Origin of the sequence: Paraclostridium dentum (assembly GCF_012922555.1) — a bacterium.
GTDB classification, from domain to species: domain Bacteria; phylum Bacillota; class Clostridia; order Peptostreptococcales; family Peptostreptococcaceae; genus Paraclostridium; species Paraclostridium dentum.
Map to the genome: position 1 here is coordinate 617,719 of NZ_WIPK01000001.1, position 21,149 is coordinate 638,867.

At 27.4% G+C, this 21,149-nt stretch carries 12 protein-coding genes and 1 riboswitch; of the genes, 11 read left to right on the forward strand and 1 reads right to left on the reverse strand.

Going from position 1 to position 21,149, the window contains the following annotated elements:
* Positions 1–187 precede the first annotated feature (187 nt).
* The 8 genes from GFJ41_RS02900 to GFJ41_RS02935 all read left to right on the forward strand — a co-directional run bounded on the left by GFJ41_RS02900 (position 188) and on the right by GFJ41_RS02935 (position 13,776).
* The gene (locus GFJ41_RS02900) at positions 188–1,909 is read left to right on the forward strand and encodes a S41 family peptidase (RefSeq protein ID WP_170074556.1); all 1,722 of its coding nucleotides are present in this window, start codon (positions 188–190) and stop codon (positions 1,907–1,909) included.
* Positions 1,910–2,164: 255 nt separating this feature from the next.
* Positions 2,165–2,992: a DUF2971 domain-containing protein gene (locus tag GFJ41_RS02905; protein ID WP_170074557.1), complete on the forward strand. Its 828-nt coding sequence runs from the start codon at positions 2,165–2,167 to the stop codon at positions 2,990–2,992.
* 94 nt (positions 2,993–3,086) lie between these two features.
* Positions 3,087–3,190, forward strand: a riboswitch (glycine riboswitch).
* A gap of 155 nt (positions 3,191–3,345) precedes the next feature.
* Positions 3,346–4,458 (forward strand): glycine cleavage system aminomethyltransferase GcvT, encoded by a 1,113-nt coding sequence (gcvT, locus tag GFJ41_RS02910; protein WP_170074558.1) that lies wholly within the window; start codon positions 3,346–3,348, stop codon positions 4,456–4,458.
* Positions 4,459–4,505: 47 nt separating this feature from the next.
* On the forward strand, positions 4,506–5,906 hold the full coding sequence (gene gcvPA, locus GFJ41_RS02915; RefSeq protein ID WP_052169160.1) for an aminomethyl-transferring glycine dehydrogenase subunit GcvPA: 1,401 nt from the start codon (positions 4,506–4,508) through the stop codon (positions 5,904–5,906).
* On the forward strand, positions 5,907–7,343 hold the full coding sequence (gene gcvPB, locus GFJ41_RS02920) for an aminomethyl-transferring glycine dehydrogenase subunit GcvPB (protein ID WP_170074559.1): 1,437 nt from the start codon (positions 5,907–5,909) through the stop codon (positions 7,341–7,343). It abuts the gene before it with no gap.
* Between the two features lie 128 nt (positions 7,344–7,471).
* Positions 7,472–8,704, forward strand: coding sequence for a sodium/glutamate symporter (gene gltS, locus GFJ41_RS02925; protein ID WP_085281708.1), 1,233 nt, complete (start codon positions 7,472–7,474; stop codon positions 8,702–8,704).
* Between the two features lie 110 nt (positions 8,705–8,814).
* Positions 8,815–9,279: a pyridoxamine 5'-phosphate oxidase family protein gene (locus GFJ41_RS02930; RefSeq protein ID WP_170074560.1), complete on the forward strand. Its 465-nt coding sequence runs from the start codon at positions 8,815–8,817 to the stop codon at positions 9,277–9,279.
* Between the two features lie 174 nt (positions 9,280–9,453).
* On the forward strand, positions 9,454–13,776 hold the full coding sequence (locus tag GFJ41_RS02935; protein ID WP_170074561.1) for a 2-hydroxyacyl-CoA dehydratase: 4,323 nt from the start codon (positions 9,454–9,456) through the stop codon (positions 13,774–13,776).
* A gap of 67 nt (positions 13,777–13,843) precedes the next feature.
* Here the strand turns inward: GFJ41_RS02935 and GFJ41_RS02940 are convergent, their stop codons facing one another.
* Positions 13,844–14,566 carry a DUF4184 family protein gene (locus tag GFJ41_RS02940; protein ID WP_170074562.1) on the reverse strand — a complete coding sequence of 241 codons (723 nt, stop codon included), beginning with the start codon at positions 14,564–14,566 and terminating at the stop codon, positions 13,844–13,846.
* Positions 14,567–14,749: 183 nt separating this feature from the next.
* On the opposite strand from GFJ41_RS02940, the gene GFJ41_RS02945 reads away from it, so the two are divergent.
* The 3 genes from GFJ41_RS02945 to GFJ41_RS02955 all read left to right on the forward strand — a co-directional run bounded on the left by GFJ41_RS02945 (position 14,750) and on the right by GFJ41_RS02955 (position 20,922).
* The gene (locus tag GFJ41_RS02945; RefSeq protein ID WP_170074563.1) at positions 14,750–16,522 is read left to right on the forward strand and encodes a sensor domain-containing diguanylate cyclase/phosphohydrolase; all 1,773 of its coding nucleotides are present in this window, start codon (positions 14,750–14,752) and stop codon (positions 16,520–16,522) included.
* A gap of 72 nt (positions 16,523–16,594) precedes the next feature.
* A complete protein-coding gene (locus GFJ41_RS02950; protein WP_170074564.1) occupies positions 16,595–17,797 on the forward strand; it encodes an exonuclease SbcCD subunit D in 1,203 nt (400 codons plus the stop codon).
* Positions 17,797–20,922 carry an AAA family ATPase gene (locus GFJ41_RS02955; RefSeq protein WP_170074565.1) on the forward strand — a complete coding sequence of 1,042 codons (3,126 nt, stop codon included), beginning with the start codon at positions 17,797–17,799 and terminating at the stop codon, positions 20,920–20,922. The genes GFJ41_RS02950 and GFJ41_RS02955 overlap by 1 nt, the downstream gene beginning before the upstream one ends.
* Positions 20,923–21,149 lie beyond the last annotated feature (227 nt).

Consider the following 21,149-nt stretch of genomic DNA (forward strand, 5'->3'; position numbering starts at 1 on the left):
CATTGACATGAGTGTCATATTTAATTTAAATCACCTCCCATAGATTATATTCAAAATATAGAAATATTTTCATCGAATTATTCTGAAAAATTACGGAAAAGTTACGTTGAAAGTGTATATGTAGAAAAATGTAGTATATGATGCTAATATTTAGGTATTAATAAGTGGTAAAATATGGGAGGATGAGATGAAAAAGTGGATTAAAAACAACTTATGGATAGGGGGGTTACTTGTTGTAATAATTGTACTAGTAATAGTAAATGGAACTAAAAGAAACTCAGATAAGGAATTTGACAGTGGAAGCAATATAAAAATTGAAAAATTAAATACAAATCAGATTGATAATTTAAAAAAATTATGTAAAGTATGGGGTGTTGTAAAGTACTATCATCCTGAGGTTGTAGCTGGGAATGTAAACTTTGATTATGAACTATTTAGAGTTATGCCAGATACGTTAAATGCAAAAAATTCGCAAGAAGCTAATAAAGTAATATATACGTGGGTTAAGAACATAGGAGATGTAGAAGAAAATTCTAGTGGTAAAAATGCTGAAAACAAAAAAATAGCTCTTGAAAGAGATTTAAGTTGGATAAAAAATACTAATTATCTAGATAAAGATTTAAGTCAATTACTAGTTAAGATTTCAAACTCTAACATTTCAAAAAGAAACAAAGCTTATACTACGTTTGATAAAGATGTAGGACTTGCTAACTTTGAAAATGAAAACCTATATGAAGAAATGGACTATGATGACGATGGTCACAAATTGCTTGCTTTGTTTAGATATTGGAATATAATAGAATACTATTATCCATATACAGATATAATAGAAGAAAATTGGGATGAAGTATTAACTACATTTATACCTAAGTTTGTAAATACTAAAAGTGAGTTAGATTATAAATTAGCAATTTCAGAACTTACAACAAAAATACATGATCCACACGCAGCGGTATATGATATAAATGAAACTTTAACTAAATACTGGGGAAATAAATATGCTCCTATAGAATTTGATTTAGTTGAAGACAGTATTGTAATTAAAAAAATATTTCCTAAATACAAGAATAAATGCGAATTGAAGCCAGGAGATATAGTATTAGAAATAAATGATAAAGATATATTTGAAGTTATAAAAGAAAAATCTAAATATAGATCTCTTTCAAGAAAAGAAGCTATTGTAAATTGCTTACAAGGATATTTATTTAGAACTTCAAATGATAGTATTAAGATAAAACTAAAAAGAGATGGTAAAGACATAATTAAAAATGTTAAGTGTTATAATGATTCATCAATGTTTGATATAAAAGAGCCATCACATAAGCTTCTAGATGGAAATATAGGATACATTAACCCAGGACAATTATCTAAAAATGAAATAGATAAAATAATGGACAAATTTATGAATACAGAAGGAATTATAGTAGATTTAAGAGAATACCCATCTGAATTTATTGTTTATGATTTAGGTAAAATAATTATTTCAAAACCAACAATTTTTTCAAAAATATCTGCACCCAGTCAATCAGTTCCAGGGGAATTTATATTTGAAAAAGATCAAATAGTTAACCCAGATGATAAAAAGCATTATAAAGGAAAAGTAATGATATTAATGAATGAAAGAAGTCAAAGTCAATCGGAGTTTACTGTAATGGCACTAAGAAAAGGAACAAAAGCTAAAGTAATAGGAAGCAACTCTATTGGTACCGATGGAAATATAACAGAGGTCTATTTGCCAGGAGGTGTAACAACTATAATAACTGGGCTAGGAGTTTATAATCCAGATAGCTCACAAACTCAGAAAATAGGTCTTAAACCAGATATTTACATAAAGCCAACTATAGATGGAATAAAAGAGGGAAGAGATGAACTTTCAGAAAAAGCTATAGAAATTATAAAAAGTAAATAAAAATTCGCTTCGCTCATGTCGCCAACGACTTTGTCCGTTGCTCAAAATGTAAATTTTTACTTTTACCAAGATTTTGATAGACTATACTTTATAAGTTATTCACAAATATTTGTTAATTATAAATTACTTAAGCGTAAAAAATAAATATAAGGCTAGAAAATTTTCTAGCCTTATATTTATTTAAATATGTGCACATAATTATTAGTATATAGAATGGAATAATAAATAATTATTAAATCAAGGAAAGACAAATATATGAAAATGAAATGGGAAGAAAAATTTATCGAACTATATACTAAAGGAAAAGTGCAAGAAGCTAAAGATTTAAAAAATATACATGTTCCAAGTAAGTTATACAAATACCAAAAAATAGATGAAAATAGACTAAAAAATTTAGAATATGGAAAGCTATATTTTTCAAATAGGGAGCACTTAAATGATCCCTTTGACTTACTACCAGTACATTATAATGAAGATGAGATAATAGACTTCTTAAAAGGAGAAGATTGTCCAGCAAATAACTTATCAAAATCAGAAATAATAAGTAAGATAGATAAAGTTTTAAATAGCTTTAGCGACCATATAAAAATACTATCTCTAAGTACTAGCATATATAACATACCTCTATGGACTCATTATGGAGATAACCATAGAGGTATGTGTATTGAATATGATATAGATAACTTAGATAGAAATAGTGATTTTTATGATTGCTTGCTAAAAGTAAGCTATATAGATAAAAAAGTAGAAATAACTGAAGTCTTAAAAAATACTTTATCTAATCTAATAAATAATGATGAGTTAAAATTAAATTCTATGTTTTTGTTATATTTCACATTGACAATGAAACACAAAAGCTGGCAATATGAAAATGAATGGAGAATTATATTAAAAAGTAATAGTGGGGAATGTGGGATAGAAAAAAGTCTAATGAAAGTAAAAGCTATTTACTTGGGAAAAGATTGTAGCAAAGAAAATATAGAAAGAGTTATAGAAATTTCTAAAAAATTAAATTGTAAAGTTTATAAAATGGAATATTCTAAAGGGATTGATTTTAGATTGATACCACAGAAGATATATTAAATTAAATAAATTTAAATTTGATTAGTTAATAAAATTTGTTGACAATTAATAAATTAAGATACTACAATTTAAATATAAAAATTAAATAAACCAGGTGATGTTAGCGAGAGATACTTTTTAAATAAAGAGCCGACGGAGAAATTTGAATAACTTCCAATTTTCAAAGAAACTTTCAGGCAAAGGAATCGTTAACTGATGGATCTCTGGAAAGCCCTTAATTGTAAGGCGCCGAAGAAGAAATGATACTATAAGTATTAAAACTTTCAGGTACAAGAAACAGAGGATATAGGAATATTATTTATTTCTATATCCTCTTTTTAATTTTCTAAAAATATATTAAGGAGAAGTTTGATATGGAAAATTTAAAAAAAACGTATCTACTGAGTGCACACGAAGCTTTAGGCGCAAAGATGATAGACTTTGCGGGATGGTATATGGCACTAGAATATGAAGGCTTAATAAAAGAACATGAATCTGTAAGAAATTATGCTGGATTATTTGATGTATCTCATATGGGAGAAATTATTATAAAAGGTGCACAAGCAAAGTCTTACTTACAAAACTTAATTACAAATGACATAGAAATATTAGAAGATAATCAAGCTATATATACGTTTATGTGCTATCCTAACGGAGGTGTAGTTGATGATTTATTAGTTTATAGATTCGATGAAAATAATTTTTATTTAGTAATAAATGCTAGTAATATAGAAAAAGATTTTAAGTGGATGAATGAAAACAAACAAGATTATGATATAGAAATAGAAAACATCTCTAGTGAAATTTCAGAACTTGCAATTCAAGGACCTTTATCTCAAAGAATACTTCAAGAAATATGCAACGAAAATTTAGATGAAATTAAATCATTTTACTTCAATAAAAATATAAAAGTTGACCAAACATCAGTTCTAATATCTAGAACTGGATATACAGGCGAAGACGGATTTGAAATATATTGCAAAAATGAAGATGTAGAAAAAATATGGAACAAATTATTGGAAGTAGGTGAAAAATATAAACTTAAACCTTGTGGATTGGGTTGTAGAGATACATTAAGATTTGAGGCTGGATTACCCCTTTATGGAAATGAATTAAGTGAAGCTATAACGCCACTAGAAGCTGGTTTTTCATTCTTTGTAAAGTTAGATAAAGGTAATTTTATAGGAAAAAATGAATTAAAAATGCAAAAAGAAAAAGGTTTAAATAGAAAGCTTATTGGATTTGAACTTACAGGTAAAGGTATAGCAAGACAAGGGTATGAGGTTATGGCTTATGAGAATGTAATAGGATATGTAACAACTGGATATAAATCTCCAACTTTGAATAAAAGTATAGGATTTGCTCTTATAGATGCTAATTATTCAGAAATTGGAAGAGATGTAGATATATGTATTAGAAAGAAAAAAGTAAAAGCAAAAATTATTAACAAAAGATTTTACAAAAAACCAACAGAGATTCATGCTTAAAAATAGATATTAAAAACTGAATATAAAACTATTATGGAGGTTGGGTTATGTTTAAATATATACCGATTACAGATGAGGATAAAGAAAAGATGCTAAGTGAAATAGGAGTAGAATCAGTAGATGAGTTATTTAGTGATATTCCTAATGAATTAAAGCTTAATAGAGATCTAAATTTAGAAACTTCCAAAAGTGAAATAGAAGTATTAAAAAAAATAAAATCTATAGCTAAAGAAAATAATAGCATAGATAACTTGACTTGTTTTCTAGGAGCAGGAGCATATGATCACTATATACCATCTGTAATTAAACATATTACATCAAGATCAGAATTTTATACAGCATATACACCATATCAGGGAGAAATAAGTCAAGGGACATTACAAACTATATTTGAATTTCAATCAATGATTTCTGAACTTACAGGAATGGATATAGCTAATGCATCTATGTATGATGGAGCTACTGCAAGTGTAGAAGCTTGTGTAATGGCACTAAATAGTGGGAAAAATAAAAATAAAATACTAGTAGCAAAATCTATAAATCCTGAGATTATGGAAGTTATAAAAACATATATGAAATTCAAAGATATTGAAGTTATAGAAATCGATTATGATAGAAAAACAGGAAGAGTTGATGTAGATAGTTTAAAAGCAAATATAGATAAAGAAAGTGCTTGTATGTTAGTTCAAAGTCCCAACTTTTTTGGAATTATTGAAGAAATGGAAGAAATAGAGTCTATTACTCATCAAAATAAAGCAATGCTTATTATGAATGTCAATCCAATATCTTTAGGAGTTTTAAAATCACCAGGAGAGCTAGGTGCGGACATAGCTGTAGGAGAAGCTCAACCATTAGGAAACTCTTTAAATTTTGGAGGGCCATTTGTAGGGTTTATGAGTACAAAATCTAAAAATATAAGAAAACTTCCAGGAAGAATAGTAGGAGAAACTATTGACTCAAGAGGACAAAGAGCATATGTTCTAACACTTCAGGCAAGAGAACAGCACATAAGAAGAGAAAAAGCTACGTCTAATATTTGCTCAAATCAAGCTTTAAATGCCCTTTCAGCTACGATATATATGGCTACAATGGGATATAAGGGATTAAAAGAGGTAGCAAATCAGTGTATTCAAAAATCACATTATGCTTGTAATGAATTGGCAAAAACTGGAGAGTATGAAAAGGTGTTTACAGGAGAGTTTTTTAATGAATTTACAGTTAAATCTAAATATCACAACGTAGATAGTATTAACGAAAATTTATTAAAAGAAAACATAATTGGTGGATTTAATTTAGAAAATAAATTTAAAGAACTTAATAACTGTTCATTATATTGTGTTACAGAAAAAAGAAGTAAGGATGAAATTGATAATTTAGTTAATGTTATATCTAGTATGGGCTTTAAAGATAGTAAAGAAAAAATTATTGATACTATGGGGGCTATATAAATGAAAGATTATAATAAATTATTAATAGAAATTTCAAAAGAAGGAAGATTTGCATATTCACTTCCTCCTCTAGATATAGATGAGGATGAAAATTTAATTCCTGATAATTTAAAAAGAACTATAAATCCGAAGTTGCCTATGGTAAGTGAAGTAGATGTTGTTAGACACTTTACACTTTTATCAAATAAGAACTTTGGAGTTGATACAGGATTCTATCCACTAGGGTCTTGTACTATGAAATACAATCCCAAATTAAATGAAGACATAGCATCAATAGAAGAATTTACTAATATACATCCTTATCAAAATGAAAAGACAGTTCAAGGCTCACTTCATATAATGTATGATTTTTCAAATATGTTAAAAGAAATAACAGGAATGGATGAAATAACATTACAACCATCGGCAGGCTCTCATGGAGAATTAACAGGCTTGATGCTTATAAAAGCATATCATGAAAATAGAGGCGATTTTAAAAGAAATAAGATAATAGTTCCAGATTCAGCGCATGGAACAAATCCAGCGAGTGCAAATCTATGTGGATGTAATATAGTGCAAATAAAATCCGATGAAAATGGATGTGTGGATATTGAGGCTTTAAAAGAAGTGCTAGATGATACTGTTTGTGCTTTGATGCTTACAAATCCAAGTACATTGGGTATATTTGAAAAAAATATAACTAAAATTGCAGATTTAGTACATGAAGTAGGTGGACTATTGTATTATGATGGCGCAAATATGAATGCTATTATGGGAATTAGTAGGCCTTCGGATATGGGATTTGATGTTGTTCATCTAAATCTTCATAAAACTTTCTCAACTCCACATGGAGGAGGAGGACCAGGTAGCGGTCCAGTTGGAGTTAAAAAGGAATTAATCCCATTTTTACCAGTTCCAATAATCGAAAAGCATGAAAATAGATATTCATTGAATTATAATAAAGAGCATTCTATAGGGAAAATAAAAAATTTCTATGGGAACTTTGGAGTTATACTAAAGGCATATTCATATATTTTGACTATGGGTTCAGATGGGCTGAAACTAGCAAGTGAAATGGCTGTACTAAATGCAAACTACTTAAAAGAAAGACTTAAAAAGTACTATACATTACCTTTTGACACTGTATGTAAGCACGAATTTGTATTAAGTGGAAAAAAACTTGGAGAAGTAACTACTATGGATGTTGCAAAAAGACTTTTAGACTATGGATATCATCCTCCAACAGTGTATTTTCCATTAATTGTAGATAGTGCAATAATGATAGAGCCAACTGAAACAGAAAGCTTAGAAACTTTGGATAGTTTTATAGATGCAATGATAAAAATATCAGAAGAAATAAAAGATAATCCGGAGATATTGATAAGTTCTCCTCATAATACACCAGTAGGTCGATTAGACGAAACTAGAGCAGCTAAAAAACAAATTTTAAAATGGTAAATAAAAATGAGGTGCTTATTTATAGGCATCTCATTTTTATTTACCATTTTAAAATATCTAAATAAGGTATATAGATTTAGTCAATTGAATAGTAATTTATTAATGTTATATAAATTAGGGGGGATTTCATGGAATTTGAAATTACAAAGGAAATTTTCACTGTGAATTTGGACATGATAGCAACTCTAGCACTAGCTACATTACTTTTGCTTTTAGGAAATTACTTAAGAAAAAAGATTAGTTTTTTAGACAAATTTTGCATACCAGGACCAGTTATAGGAGGGCTTTTATTTGCAATTATAATATTTATTTCAAAGACTGTAAATTTATTTAACTTAGAGATGGATACTACTTTACAATCACCGTTTATGATAGCTTTCTTTACTACGATAGGATTAGGAGCTAGCTTTTCTCTTATAAAAAAGGGTGGAAAATTATTAATAATTTATTGGATATTGTGTGGAGGACTTGCTATATTTCAAAATGTAATTGGTGTTATAGGGGCAAAGCTAACAAATATAAACCCTCTTATAGGTATTATGTGTGGAGCTGTTTCTATGGAAGGTGGTCATGCAAATGCAGCTTCCTTTGGGGCAACTATAGAAGGGTTAGGTGTAAATGGCGCGGTTACAATAGGGATGGCAGCAGCGACATTTGGTGTTATTTTTGGAGGAATTATAGGAGGGCCAGTTTCTAGATACTTAATAGATAAGTACAATTTAAAACCATCAGTAGAAGAATATGATAAAAATATATCTGTAGAAGAAACGGCAGGAATAAAATTAAGTGACTCATTCAATTCAAGTACTATGATAACTCAAATTGCAGTTATAGCATCTTGCATGACTATTGGAAATTTATTTGGGTCATGGTTTTCAAATGCTACAGGTGTAGTACTTCCAGGATATGTAGGTGCAATGTTTGTTGCAGTTTTATTTAGAAATTTAAATGACAAGATAAATATTGTGAAAATAGATCTATATTCAGTTGATATAATAAGCAATGTTTGTTTGGGCATATTTTTAACAATGGCACTTATGAGTATAAAATTATGGGAATTAGCAGGACTTGCAGGACCGATGATAGTAATAGTTCTTGCACAAGTTATATTTATAGCATTATATGGAATATTTATTGGATTTAGATTATTAGGAAAAGATTTTGATGCTGCAGTTATGGTTTCAGGTATGTTAGGTCATGGACTTGGAGCAACTCCAAATGCATTAGCTAATATAAATTCTGTTACTTCTAAGTATGGAAATTCAACAAAGGCTTTTTTAATAGTACCTTTAGTTGGAGCATTTTTAGTAGATTTAGTGGGAATACCGACAATTGTAACTTTTATAAACTTTTTTAGTTAACTATCCAAAGTAAAAAATATAATTTGGTAATAAATAGGGTGAATAAATATTCACAAAAAATATTATAAGTGCTACAATTTACTAAACTGTATAAAAGGAGACTTGTAGATATGTTTAAGCAAATGAGAAGAAAAGAAAGACAAATTGAAATTGTAGAGGCTAAAGAAATTTTAAAAAATGGAGAGTATGGGGTTTTATCTACAAATGGAGAAAATGGATACTCATATGGTACACCACTAAGCTATGTATATTTTAATAACTCAGTATATTTTCATTGTGCATTAGAAGGACAAAAGATAGAAAACATTAATTATAATAACAAAGTTTCATTTTGTGTAGTAGGCAAAACTTGTGTAATTCCAGAAAAGTTTAGCACAAAATATGAAAGTACTATTTTATTTGGAGAGGCTAATGAAGTTTTTGGAGAAGAAAAAAATGAAGCTTTACTAGAGCTGTTGAAAAAATATTCACCTGATTTTATAGATAAAGGTAAATTGTACATAAAAAATGCTGGAGACAAAACTAAAGTAATAAAGATAAACATTAATAAAATCTCAGGCAAAGCTATTGTATAAGTTGGTAAAAAAGAAGTTATTTCTAATAACTTCTTTTTTTATTTAAATTGAATATAAGGTGTTTAAAATTACATCTTTTGTGGTAAATATTACAAGGAACAATAATTATTCTTAAATTTCAATTATAAAATACAAAAACAATCAAAATACAACTAGAATAATGAGGTGATGTGTATGAAGGAAACTTTTCATATAGGAATTGATGTTGGATCAACTACTGTAAAATTAGTAGTATTAGATAAGCACAACAATATTGTATTTAAAAAATACAGAAGACATTTATCTGATATAAAAAACGCTGTAATAAAAATTCTAGAAGACACTTATAGAAGTATAGGAGATAGTTGCGTTTCTGTAGTTATAACTGGTTCAGGAGGAATGAATTTAGCAAATAACTTAGGTGTAGATTTTGTACAAGAGGTAATAGCAAGCACTAAAGCTGTGGAAGTTTATAATTCAGATACTGACGTAGTTATAGAATTAGGTGGAGAAGATGCAAAGATAATCTATTTAACTAATGGAATAGAACAAAGAATGAATGGAATTTGCGCAGGAGGAACTGGTTCTTTTATAGATCAAATGGCATCTTTATTAAAGACTGATGCTAGCGGGTTAAATGAACTAGCAAAAGATTATAAAAATATATATAGCATAGCCGCCAGATGTGGAGTATTTGCCAAAACAGATATTCAGCCATTGATAAATGAGGGTGCAAGAAAAGAAGATATAGCAATGAGTATTTTTCATGCAGTAGCAGTACAAACTATAAGTGTTTTAGCCTGTGGAAGAAAAATACAGGGAAAAGTTGCTTTTTTAGGAGGACCGCTATACTTTTTATCCCAACTAAGACAAGCATTTATAGATATGTTAAACTTAGACGAACACGATATTATATTTCCTAAAGATGCTCAACTGTACATAGCTATAGGAGCAGCTCTTTCATATACAAATAATAAAACATTTATGATAAGTGACTTATTATTAAACTTAAAGAACTCAAAAGAAACTCAAAATACCAATCAAAGTAAATTAAAGCCTTTATTTATAAACGAAGAAGAATATGAAAAATTCAAAGAAAGACATAGTATGAATATAGTTACTACAAAAGAGTTATCAAATTACTCAGGAGATTGCTTTTTAGGTATTGACGCAGGATCTACAACAACTAAGGTAGCTCTAATTGATGATGATGGCAATTTACTATATTCGGCATATAAAAGCAATGAAGGAAGCCCTTTAAACTCTACAATAGATATTTTAAATGATATATATATAAACTTACCAAATACAGCTAAAATAGTGAATTCAGCAGTTACAGGATATGGAGAAGCTTTACTAAAACAAGCGTTAAAGATAGATATAGGAGAAATAGAAACGGTAGCGCATTATAAGGGAGCTAAGTTTTTCTCTCCAAATGTAGACTTTATACTTGATATAGGCGGGCAAGATATGAAATGTCTAAAGATAAATAATGGAGTTATCGAAACTATAATATTAAATGAAGCTTGCTCTTCGGGGTGTGGGTCGTTTTTAGAAACTTTTGCGAAATCATTAGAACTTGATATAAAAGAATTTTCTAAAAAAGCTCTATACTCTGAAAATCCAGTTGATTTAGGATCTAGATGTACGGTATTTATGAACTCAAGAGTAAAACAAGCTCAAAAGGAAGGCAATTCGGTAAGTGATATAAGTGCTGGATTATCATATTCAGTTATAAAAAATGCATTATATAAGGTTATAAAAGCAAAATCTAAAGAAGATATTGGACAATATCCTGTTGTTCAAGGAGGAACTTTTTATAACGATGCTGTATTAAGGGTATTTGAAATATTAACGGAACGAGAAGTTGTAAGACCTAATATTGCAGGAATAATGGGTGCATTTGGAGCTAGTATAATTGCAAAAGAAAAATATAAAAAAGGGTACACTACACTATTGTTAGATAGAGATAATATAAAGAATATAAAGCTAAGAACCATTACTGCAAGGTGTGGAAAATGTTCTAATAATTGCTTACTTACTATAAATAATTTTGGAAATAGAGAAAAGTTCATTTCAGGAAATAGATGTGAAAAAGGATCAGGATTAGAAGTTAATGAAAATAAACATATAAATATATTTGAATACAAATATAAAAAAATATTTGGATATAAAAGCTTAGAAGCTAAATATGCAAAGCGAAAAACCATTGGTATACCTAGGGTTTTAAATATGTATGAGAATTATCCTTTCTGGCACACTATATTTACAAACTTAGGATTTAGAGTTATTTTATCAGAAAAATCGTCTAAACAAATTTATGAAAAAGGTATGGATTCAATTGTTTCTGAATCAGTTTGCTATCCAGCGAAACTAGTCCATGGTCATATAAATGATTTAATTGAAAAAGGAGTTAAAACAATTTTTTATCCATGTATAAGACATGAACATAAAGAGTTTGAAAATATAGATAATCATTTTAATTGCCCTGTTGTAATGTCATACTCAGAAGTTATAAAAAATAATATTAGTGAAATACGAGATAAAAATATTAATTTTATTAATCCATTTTTGCCAATGAATAATAAAAAAGCATTAAAGAAAAGTCTTTTTGAAGAGTTAAATAAAATTAAACTATATGATAAAGATTTTATAGAAATAAGTAAAGATGAAATAAGTAAAAGTGTAGATCTAGGTTTTAAAGAACATGAAAAATTTAAAAAAGACATACAGAATATGGGTGAAAAAGCATTACGATTAATAGAAAAAAACAATATGAAGGGTATTGTTTTAGCAGGAAGACCGTATCATATTGACCCAGAAATAAATCATGGGATACCAGAACTTATAAATTCTTTAGATATGGCAGTCCTAACAGAGGATAGTATATGCCATTTAGGCAAAATAGATAAGTCTTTAAGAGTTGTAGATCAATGGGCATATCATTCAAGATTATATAGAGCTGCAAAATATGTTAGTCATTCAAAAAATTTAGAACTTGTTCAGTTAAATTCTTTTGGTTGTGGTCTTGATTCAGTTACAACTGATCAAGTTCAAGAACTTTTAAATAGTGAGGGAAGAATATACACCTGTATAAAAATTGATGAAGGAAATAATTTAGGAGCTGCTAAAATAAGATTAAGATCGTTAAAAGCGGCCATAGAAGAAAGAGATAAAAATAATATAGAAATTATAAAAGTTGAAAAAAAATATAAAAAAGGAAGTTTAGTTAAAGCTATAAAAGAAGATTATAATATTTTAGTTCCTCAAATGTCACCTATACACTTTGATTTAGTAGAACATGGAGTAAGATCATGTGGATATAATATGGTATTATTAAAAGATTATGAAGGTGCTGTAGAAGAAGGATTGAAATATGTCAATAATGATGCTTGCTATCCAGCGATTATTGTAGTAGGTCAAATTATTAAAGCATTAAAAAGTGGAAAGTATGATTTAAGTAAGACTGCGGTGGCAATAACTCAAACTGGAGGGGTTTGCAGAGCTACTAACTACATTGGTTTCTTAAGAAAAGCTTTAAGTGATGCAGGATATGAAGATGTACCTGTATTATCTTTATCTATAAATGGAGAAGAAAAAAGTAATTTATATAGTGCTTTCTCATTAAGCTTAGTAAATAAAGTTTTAATGGGAGCCATATATGGAGACTTGCTTATGAAGGTTTTATATAGAGTTAGACCATATGAAAAAGTAAAGGGAAGTGCTAATAAACTATATGAAAAATACATAAGGATTTGTAAAAAAAGTTTAGAAATCGGAAGCTTTATTGAGTTTAAAGAAAACATATATAATATAGTAAGAGATTTTGATAATTTACCTATAGTACAAGTCGAAAAACCTAAAGTTGGATTAGTTGGAGAGATCTTAGTTAAATTTCATCCATTGGCAAATAACAACATTGTAGATGTGTTGGAAGCTGAAGGAGCTGAGGTAGTTGTTCCAGAACTTATGAATTTCTTTTTAAGTTGTTGCTTCAATACATATTATAAGGCTGATAACCATTTAGATAAAAAATATAAAAAACTAGGTGGTAAATTTGGTATAGGTGCAATTGAAAAATACCAAAAGCATTATATGAATGCTTTGGAAAGTAGTAAGAGATTTAGTAAGACAAAAGATATTAAAACTCTAGGAAGTATAGCATCTAATGTAATTTCTCTAGGAAATCAAGCTGGGGAAGGATGGCTTTTAACAGCTGAAATGATGGAACTTATCGAAAGTGGTGTGAAAAATATTATCTGCATGCAACCTTTTGCTTGCTTACCTAATCACATAACTGGAAAAGGAGTAATTAAGGAATTAAAAAGAATTTACGATGATTCCAATATTGTTCCAATAGACTATGATCCAGGGGCTAGCGAAGTCAATCAGTTAAATAGAATAAAACTTATGCTTTCAACATCATTTAAAAATTTAGAATGTAATAATATGAATATTGAAACTTTAAAACCTGAAAGTATAGAATCTGAAAATACAGAAAAAGAAGCATTAGCTTAATAAAAATAAGTAGTTACGGAATGAAACTAAGTTACACCGTTAACTACTTATTTTTATATTATAAAACTTATTTAAATAATTTGTATCTATAAATAATTGATGAGGTTAAATATCCTAAAAACAATCCATTTATAAAAGTTACTACAAGTCTACCTATTCCAAAGTTTTTAAATATAAGGTAGCTTAAAATAATAATTAAAATTTGTATAGAAATAGCTATTAAATGATATTGAAATTTATTTGATCTTATATATTTATTACTATACCTTCTTATAGTATAGAAGTAATATAAAATAACAAAAAAACCTAATAGTGTGCTACCATGTTGAAGCAATTTGAAAAATGGAACTTGATAACCAAGTATATGTATAGATTCTTTTAATAGATTTATGTTAACAACAAAATAACCTGTTTTATGGGTAAATGCATCCCAGATTATATGTGTTAGCATTCCGACTATACATGAGTATGTAAATACAAAAATATCTTTAGGACTTTTAAAATTAAAATCATAATTTATAAGATATGTATAATAGTTACAGATCTTATAAGGGAGATTAATTATAAATGGATTTTTTATGAACTTTAATATTAGGTAGTTTAACAAAAAGCATATTGGAAGATTAAGAATTATAAATCCTAATAGTGTATGTCCTAAGTTACTGCTTGGATTAAATAATAAAAAATATATAAAATCTGGGGCCATAGAGCCTAGAATCAATCCTAATAAATTAAAGTTTTTGTTCTTTGAAAAAATTACTACAGCTGGATGAGCTAATGTAAATGGCATAAAAAATTCTCCTTAAACTTTTATTTCATTTTAATATAATAATATAAATAAATAAAATATGCTATAAATTTTGAATTTTAATACATATTGCTACTTTGCAACCCAAAATTTACCAAATGAAAAAATACATGATTTAAAGTAATATATAAGTGATATGATATGTAAAAGGAAGTAGGAAAAAATATGAAAGAAAATTTAATGGATTTAATATTTAACACGCTGCCTATACCTATATGGATAAAATCAAAAGAAGGAGCATTTCTAGACATAAACCAAAAATTTAAAGACACATATATAAGTAAAGAAATAAATAAAGAAGATATCATAGGCAAATTCAATAAAGATATATACCCTGTAGAAATAGCTAAAATGTATGATATGAACTATGAAAAAGTACTAGAAAGCAAACAACCTATGACATTTGAAAATAAGCATAAAAATAAAATAACCAAAGCTTATTTAACCCCTGTACTTGACAAGGATAAAGAAATAATTGCAGTAACTGGTATAATACACGATATATCAGAGTTTAAGCAATATGAAGAAGATAATATTTATCAGAAGAAATTAGTTGAAACTATAATAAATAGCATACCAGATATAGTATTTTATAAGGATAAAGAAGGTAAATATGTAGGAGGAAATAATGCTTTTTTTGAAGGGTTTTATGAAAAAGACAAGAGTGATGTTATAGGAAAAACAGATGTAGAATTAAGTGAAGATAAAAATTTAGCAGAATATCTTATAAAAAAAGATAAAGAAGTAATAGATAGTAAAAAAAATATATATTCCAAATTAAAAATAAGAAATAGTAAAAATGAAGTTACATATTTTGAAAGTATAAAAACACCTGTAATAAATGAAAAAAATGAAGTAGTAGGCGTAGTAGGCGTATCAAGAGACATAACAAAAAGAAAAGAATTAGAAAATATGTTAAGACAAATGAGTTATACAGATAAATTAACGGGACTTTTTAATCGAGCATATTTTGAAGAACAAATAAAGATTTTAAATAATGAAAAATTTTATCCTCTAAGTATGATAATTGGAGATGCAAATGGATTAAAAAAATTAAATGATACAAGAGGCCATTTAGAAGGGGATAAATTGATTATAAAAATTTCAGAAATTTTAAAAAATAGTTGTAATGAAAGGGACCTTATTTTTAGATGGGGTGGAGATGAATTTATAATTCTTATGCCAAACACAAATTCTATTTGTGCCCAAAGTACATATAATATTATTTTAGAAAATTGTAAAAAGGCTAGTAATTATTCCATGAAAATAAGTATAGCATTAGGGATCTCAACAAAAGTTGACAATAAATTAAGTATAGAAGATTTAATAAAAGAAGCAGAAGATACAATGTATCAAGAAAAGTTACTATCAAAAGAGAGTAGAAAAAATTACATAATGAAATCTCTACAAAAAACACTAGAAGAAAAGAGCTTAGAAACAAGAGATCATACTAGTAGGACTGCAGAATATGCATACAAAATAGGTAAAAAATTAAACTTAAATAATAAACAAATTAGAGAATTAAAATTATTGGCATATCTACATGATATAGGAAAAATTGGGGTATGTGAAAGTATAATAGAAAAACCGGGACCTCTTACTCAAGAAGAATATGGGTTAATCAAAAATCATAGTGAAAAAGGATTTAGAATAGCTAATTGCACACCTGATTTATCGCATGTAGCTTATGGAATTTTAACTCATCATGAACGATACGATGGAAATGGATACCCACTAGGGTTAAAAGGCGAAGAAATCCCATTATTGTCAAGGATAATATCTGTTGTAGATTCATTTGATGCAATGACAAGTGATAGAGCATATAGAAAGGCAATGTCAAAAAACCAAGCAATAGAAGAATTAATAAAAAATTCAGGAACTCAATTTGATTCAAAGATTGTAGATGCTTTTATTGAAGAAATAGAAAGTGATATGTAATAAAGAAGCCTTCATTTAAATGAAGGCTTTTTATGATATAATCAATTATAGAAAAGATTAAGGAGGAAATTTATGAAAATTATTCACACAAGTGATTGGCATATTGGAAAAATAGTAAATGAATTTTCAATGATTGAAGATCAAAAATACATTTTAAATAGATTAATAGATTTAATAGAAAAAGAAAAGCCAGAAGTACTTATAATATCAGGGGATGTATATGATCGATCAATTCCACCTGTGGAAGCTGTAGAATTATTAAATGAAACTTTAAGTAATTTAATAATTGATAAAAAAGTAAAAGTATTAGCTATATCAGGAAATCATGATGGTGGAGAAAGGCTAAGCTTTGGAAGTGAAATTTTAGAAAAGCATGGATTATATATAGCTGGTAGAGACGATGAATTATACAAGCATGTAGTTGTAAAAGATGGAGAAAAAAATGTAAACTTTTATTTGATTCCATATAAGGATCCCGCATTAACAAGGAAAGTTTTAGATGAAAAAGAAGTTAAAAGCCATAATGATGCAATGAAATTCGTAGTAGAAAAAATTAAGGAGAATATAAATTATGAAGAAATAAATATCCTAGTAGGACATGGATATGTTACTATGAAAAGAGAAGATGCAATAGAGTGTATTGAAAATAAATATGAAGTAGCAAATCTTGAAACATCAGAATCTGAAAGACCGCTGTCAATAGGAGGAACAGATTTAATAGATGGTAAAATATTTGATGACTTTGATTATGTAGCTCTAGGTCATCTTCATGGAAGACAAAAAATTGGAAGAGAAGAAATGAAGTACTCAGGATCAATATTAAAGTATTCTTTCTCAGAAGTTAAACAAAAAAAAGGAGTATACATATTAGATATAGACAATAAAGATGAAATAAATATAGATTTTAAATGTTTAAAGCCAGTAAGAGATTTAAGAGTTGTAAAAGGGAATATAGAAGACTTAATAGAGGAAGCTAGAGAATTAGAAGAAGGAAAAGAAGATTATATACAAGCTATATTAACAGATGATGGAGAACTTATAAATCCAATGGAAAAATTAAGAGCAGTTTATCCAAATACTATGTTAATAACAAGAGAGAGAAAAAGGGAAATTAGTGAAGATAAAACTTCAGCAAAAGGTGAATATAAGAGAAAAAGTAAGCTAGAGCTATTTAAAGAGTTTTATGAAGATTTAGGTAGCGGAGATTATACAGAAGAAAAAGAAGTAGTTTTAATGAATACTATAAATGAAGTTTTAAAAAGTGAGGTGAAATAATGAGACCTATAAAGTTAACCATAAGTGCCTTTGGACCCTATGCAGATAAGCAAGTTATAGATTTTGAAGAATTAAATGGTAGAAATATATTTGTGATATCAGGAAAAACAGGAGCAGGTAAAACTACTATATTTGACGCTATAAGTTATGCTCTATACGGAGAGGCTAGTGGAGAGTCAAGAGAAACAGACTCTTTGAGAAGTCATTTTGCAGATGATGATGTAGAAACTTTTGTAGAATTAGAATTTGAATTAAAAGGTGAGCGATATATTGTAAACAGAGTTCCAAAGCAAAAGAAGAAAAAATCAAGGGGCGAAGGATTTACAGAAAAGAGTGCAGACGCAACACTTACATTACCAGATGGAAAAGTTATAACTAAAGTTACCAATGTAACAAATAAATTGATTGAGATATTGGGTATAACTAGAGATCAGTTTAAACAAATTGTTATGCTTCCACAAGGTGAATTTAAAAAGTTATTATTAGCAGATTCATTAGAAAGAGAAGGTATTTTTAGAAAAATATTTAACACTTATGATTTTGAAAAAATACAGATAGATCTTAAAGAAAAAGCTATAAGTTTAAGTAAAAACAGAAACAAAAGTAAGGATGAAATGCAAACTAACTTAAAAAATATAAAAGGTGAGCATGATATATCCATTGGAGAATATGTAGATTTTCCTTTTGTTATAGAAAAATTAAAAGATTTTATATCAAAGGATAGTGAAGTTTATAAAAATTTAAATGAAGATGATAAAGCGTTATATAATGAATTAGAACTTATAAATAAGGAAAAAGTAAAAATAGAAAACAATAACAATTTATTGAAAGAAAAAGAAAAAATAGATAATAGTTTATTAGATCTTATAAATAAAGAAAAAGAATTTGAAATAAAAAAAGAAACTATAAATAAATGTAAGAGTGCTAAAGAAGTTAAATACATAGAAGATAAATTAATAGAAAATGAAAATATATTAGAACAAAGAAAAAAATCATATGAAGAAACTCTATTAAATATTGAAAGACTAAATAAAGAAGCTGATATAGCGAAATCAAATTTAAAAATAGAAGAAGCTAAAGAACCTGAAAGGGATGCTCTTAAATTAGAGATAAATAAGTTAGAGAGTATAAGACCTAAAATAGCGGAATTTGATGAATTAAAAAATAGCTTAATTATTAAAACTGAGAGTATTGAGGAAATTAAAAGTAAAATAGAAGATAATAAAAAAGTTAATGAAAATTTAAAAAAACAAAAATTAGAAAATGAAAATAAATTAAAAGAAATAGCTACAGCAGAGACCAAAAAAGTAGAGATAGCAAATGAAATCTCTAATAAGGAAAAAATAATACAAGAGACTAGAGAGTTGTTTAAAATAATAGCAAGTTATGAAAAATCAAAACTTAGTCATAATAACTTAAAAATAGAATATGATTCATTTGAAAAAGTATATAAAAGTATAAAGAAAAATTATAATGATATGGATGAACTTTATAAAAAAGAACAAGCAGGTATACTTGCATATTCTTTAAAAGAAAACACACCCTGTCCTGTATGTGGATCTAAAAATCATCCAAATCCAGCAGTTATAAGTAAAAACTTAATAGTTCCGACTAAAGAGGAATTGAAAATAGCTAAAGAAAAATTAGAAGAAGCTGAAAATGAAAATAATTTAAAGATAAATGAATTAACTAAATTAAATACTGACTGTAAAAATTATTTTGAGATTGTAAGTAGTAGTTTATTAAAGTTTTCAAAAACTTTAAATATAGATGAAAACTATTCAGCTAAAACAGCTGAGATAGTTAAGTTAAAGGGTCTTGAATTAAAAGTTAATATTGATGATTTAAATAAAGAACTTATAAAAACAAATGAAAAATTATCTATGAAAAAAAATATAGATGAACAAAATATAACCATAGAAAACAGTTTAATAGAAGTTGAAAAAGAACTGAGTAAATTAGAAAAAACTGAAAAGATACTACTACCGGAAATAGCTCAAATAAACACTAGAATAGAAGCGTATAAAAAAGAAATTCCTAATGATATTTTGGATATAAAAACTCTTGGAATTTTACTAAATGATAAAACAAAAGAGTTAGAAATAAGCTTAAATAACTTAAATAAGTTAAGAGAGTATAATGAAAATATATCAAAACAATTAGAAGGTGAAGTTTCTAAATCTAATGAAATTAAGAGCTCTATGGAAGAATTAAAGTCTAATGTAGAAAAGATAAAGTTAGAATTTAATACTTTATTAAAAAGCTTAGGATTCAATGATTTTAACAATTATGAGGAGTTTAAATCAAAGATTTACTTAATTGAAGACTTAGAAAAAGAAGTAGAAGATTATTATTTAAATTTAAATTTACTTAAATCTAAAAAAGAAGACATAGTTATTAAAACTAAAGATTTATCTTTTATTGATATAGATAGTATTGATGAAAAGCTAAAAAAACTTCAAGAAGAAAAGAAAGGTTTAGAGCTTAGACTTAGAGAACTTTACTCAGTATTAGAAAACAATAAATCTATACTTAAAAATGTAGAAAGTTTAAATGCTAAGTTTAAAGCTATAGAAGAAGAGTATAAGGTTGTAGGAGAATTAGCTGATTTGGCAAATGGTAAAAAATCTCCATATATATCTTTTGAAAGATACATATTAGCTTCATACTTTGAAGATATAATAGAAGCGGCAAATATAAGACTTGAAAAAATGACAGGTGATAGATTCTCCTTAATAAGAAAGAAAAGTAAGAGCAAAGGAGCGGGGCAAAAAGGTTTAGAACTAGAAATTTACGATAACTATACAGACAGCTCTAGAGATGTTAGCTCATTATCAGGAGGAGAAAGTTTCAAAGCATCTTTATCTTTGGCACTAGGACTTTCAGATGTAGTTCAATCAAATGCAGGAGGAGTATCCCTTGATACTATGTTTGTTGATGAAGGATTTGGAACATTAGATCCACAATCACTAGATAACGCAATTGATAGTCTACTTGAACTTCAAAGAGGTGGAAGGTTAGTAGGTATAATATCACATGTTGAAGAATTAAAAGAAAGAATAGATGCTAAATTAGAAGTAGTATCTACATCAAAAGGAAGTAAAGCTGAATTTAATATATTGTAAAAGATTAAATAATTAAAAATCCAACTCTATTTTAGAGTTGGATTTTTTTACTTTTAAGAAGTTTATATTTTTAACTGTAACATAAATGTCACTTAACGATGATAAATTAACGCTAAGGTCAAAGGATTTAAGATTATAAAAACTAATGGAGGTGGGTTATGGTATTTTCAAATACGTTATTTCTTTACTTATTTCTTCCTATTAATCTTATTCTGTATTATGCAGTT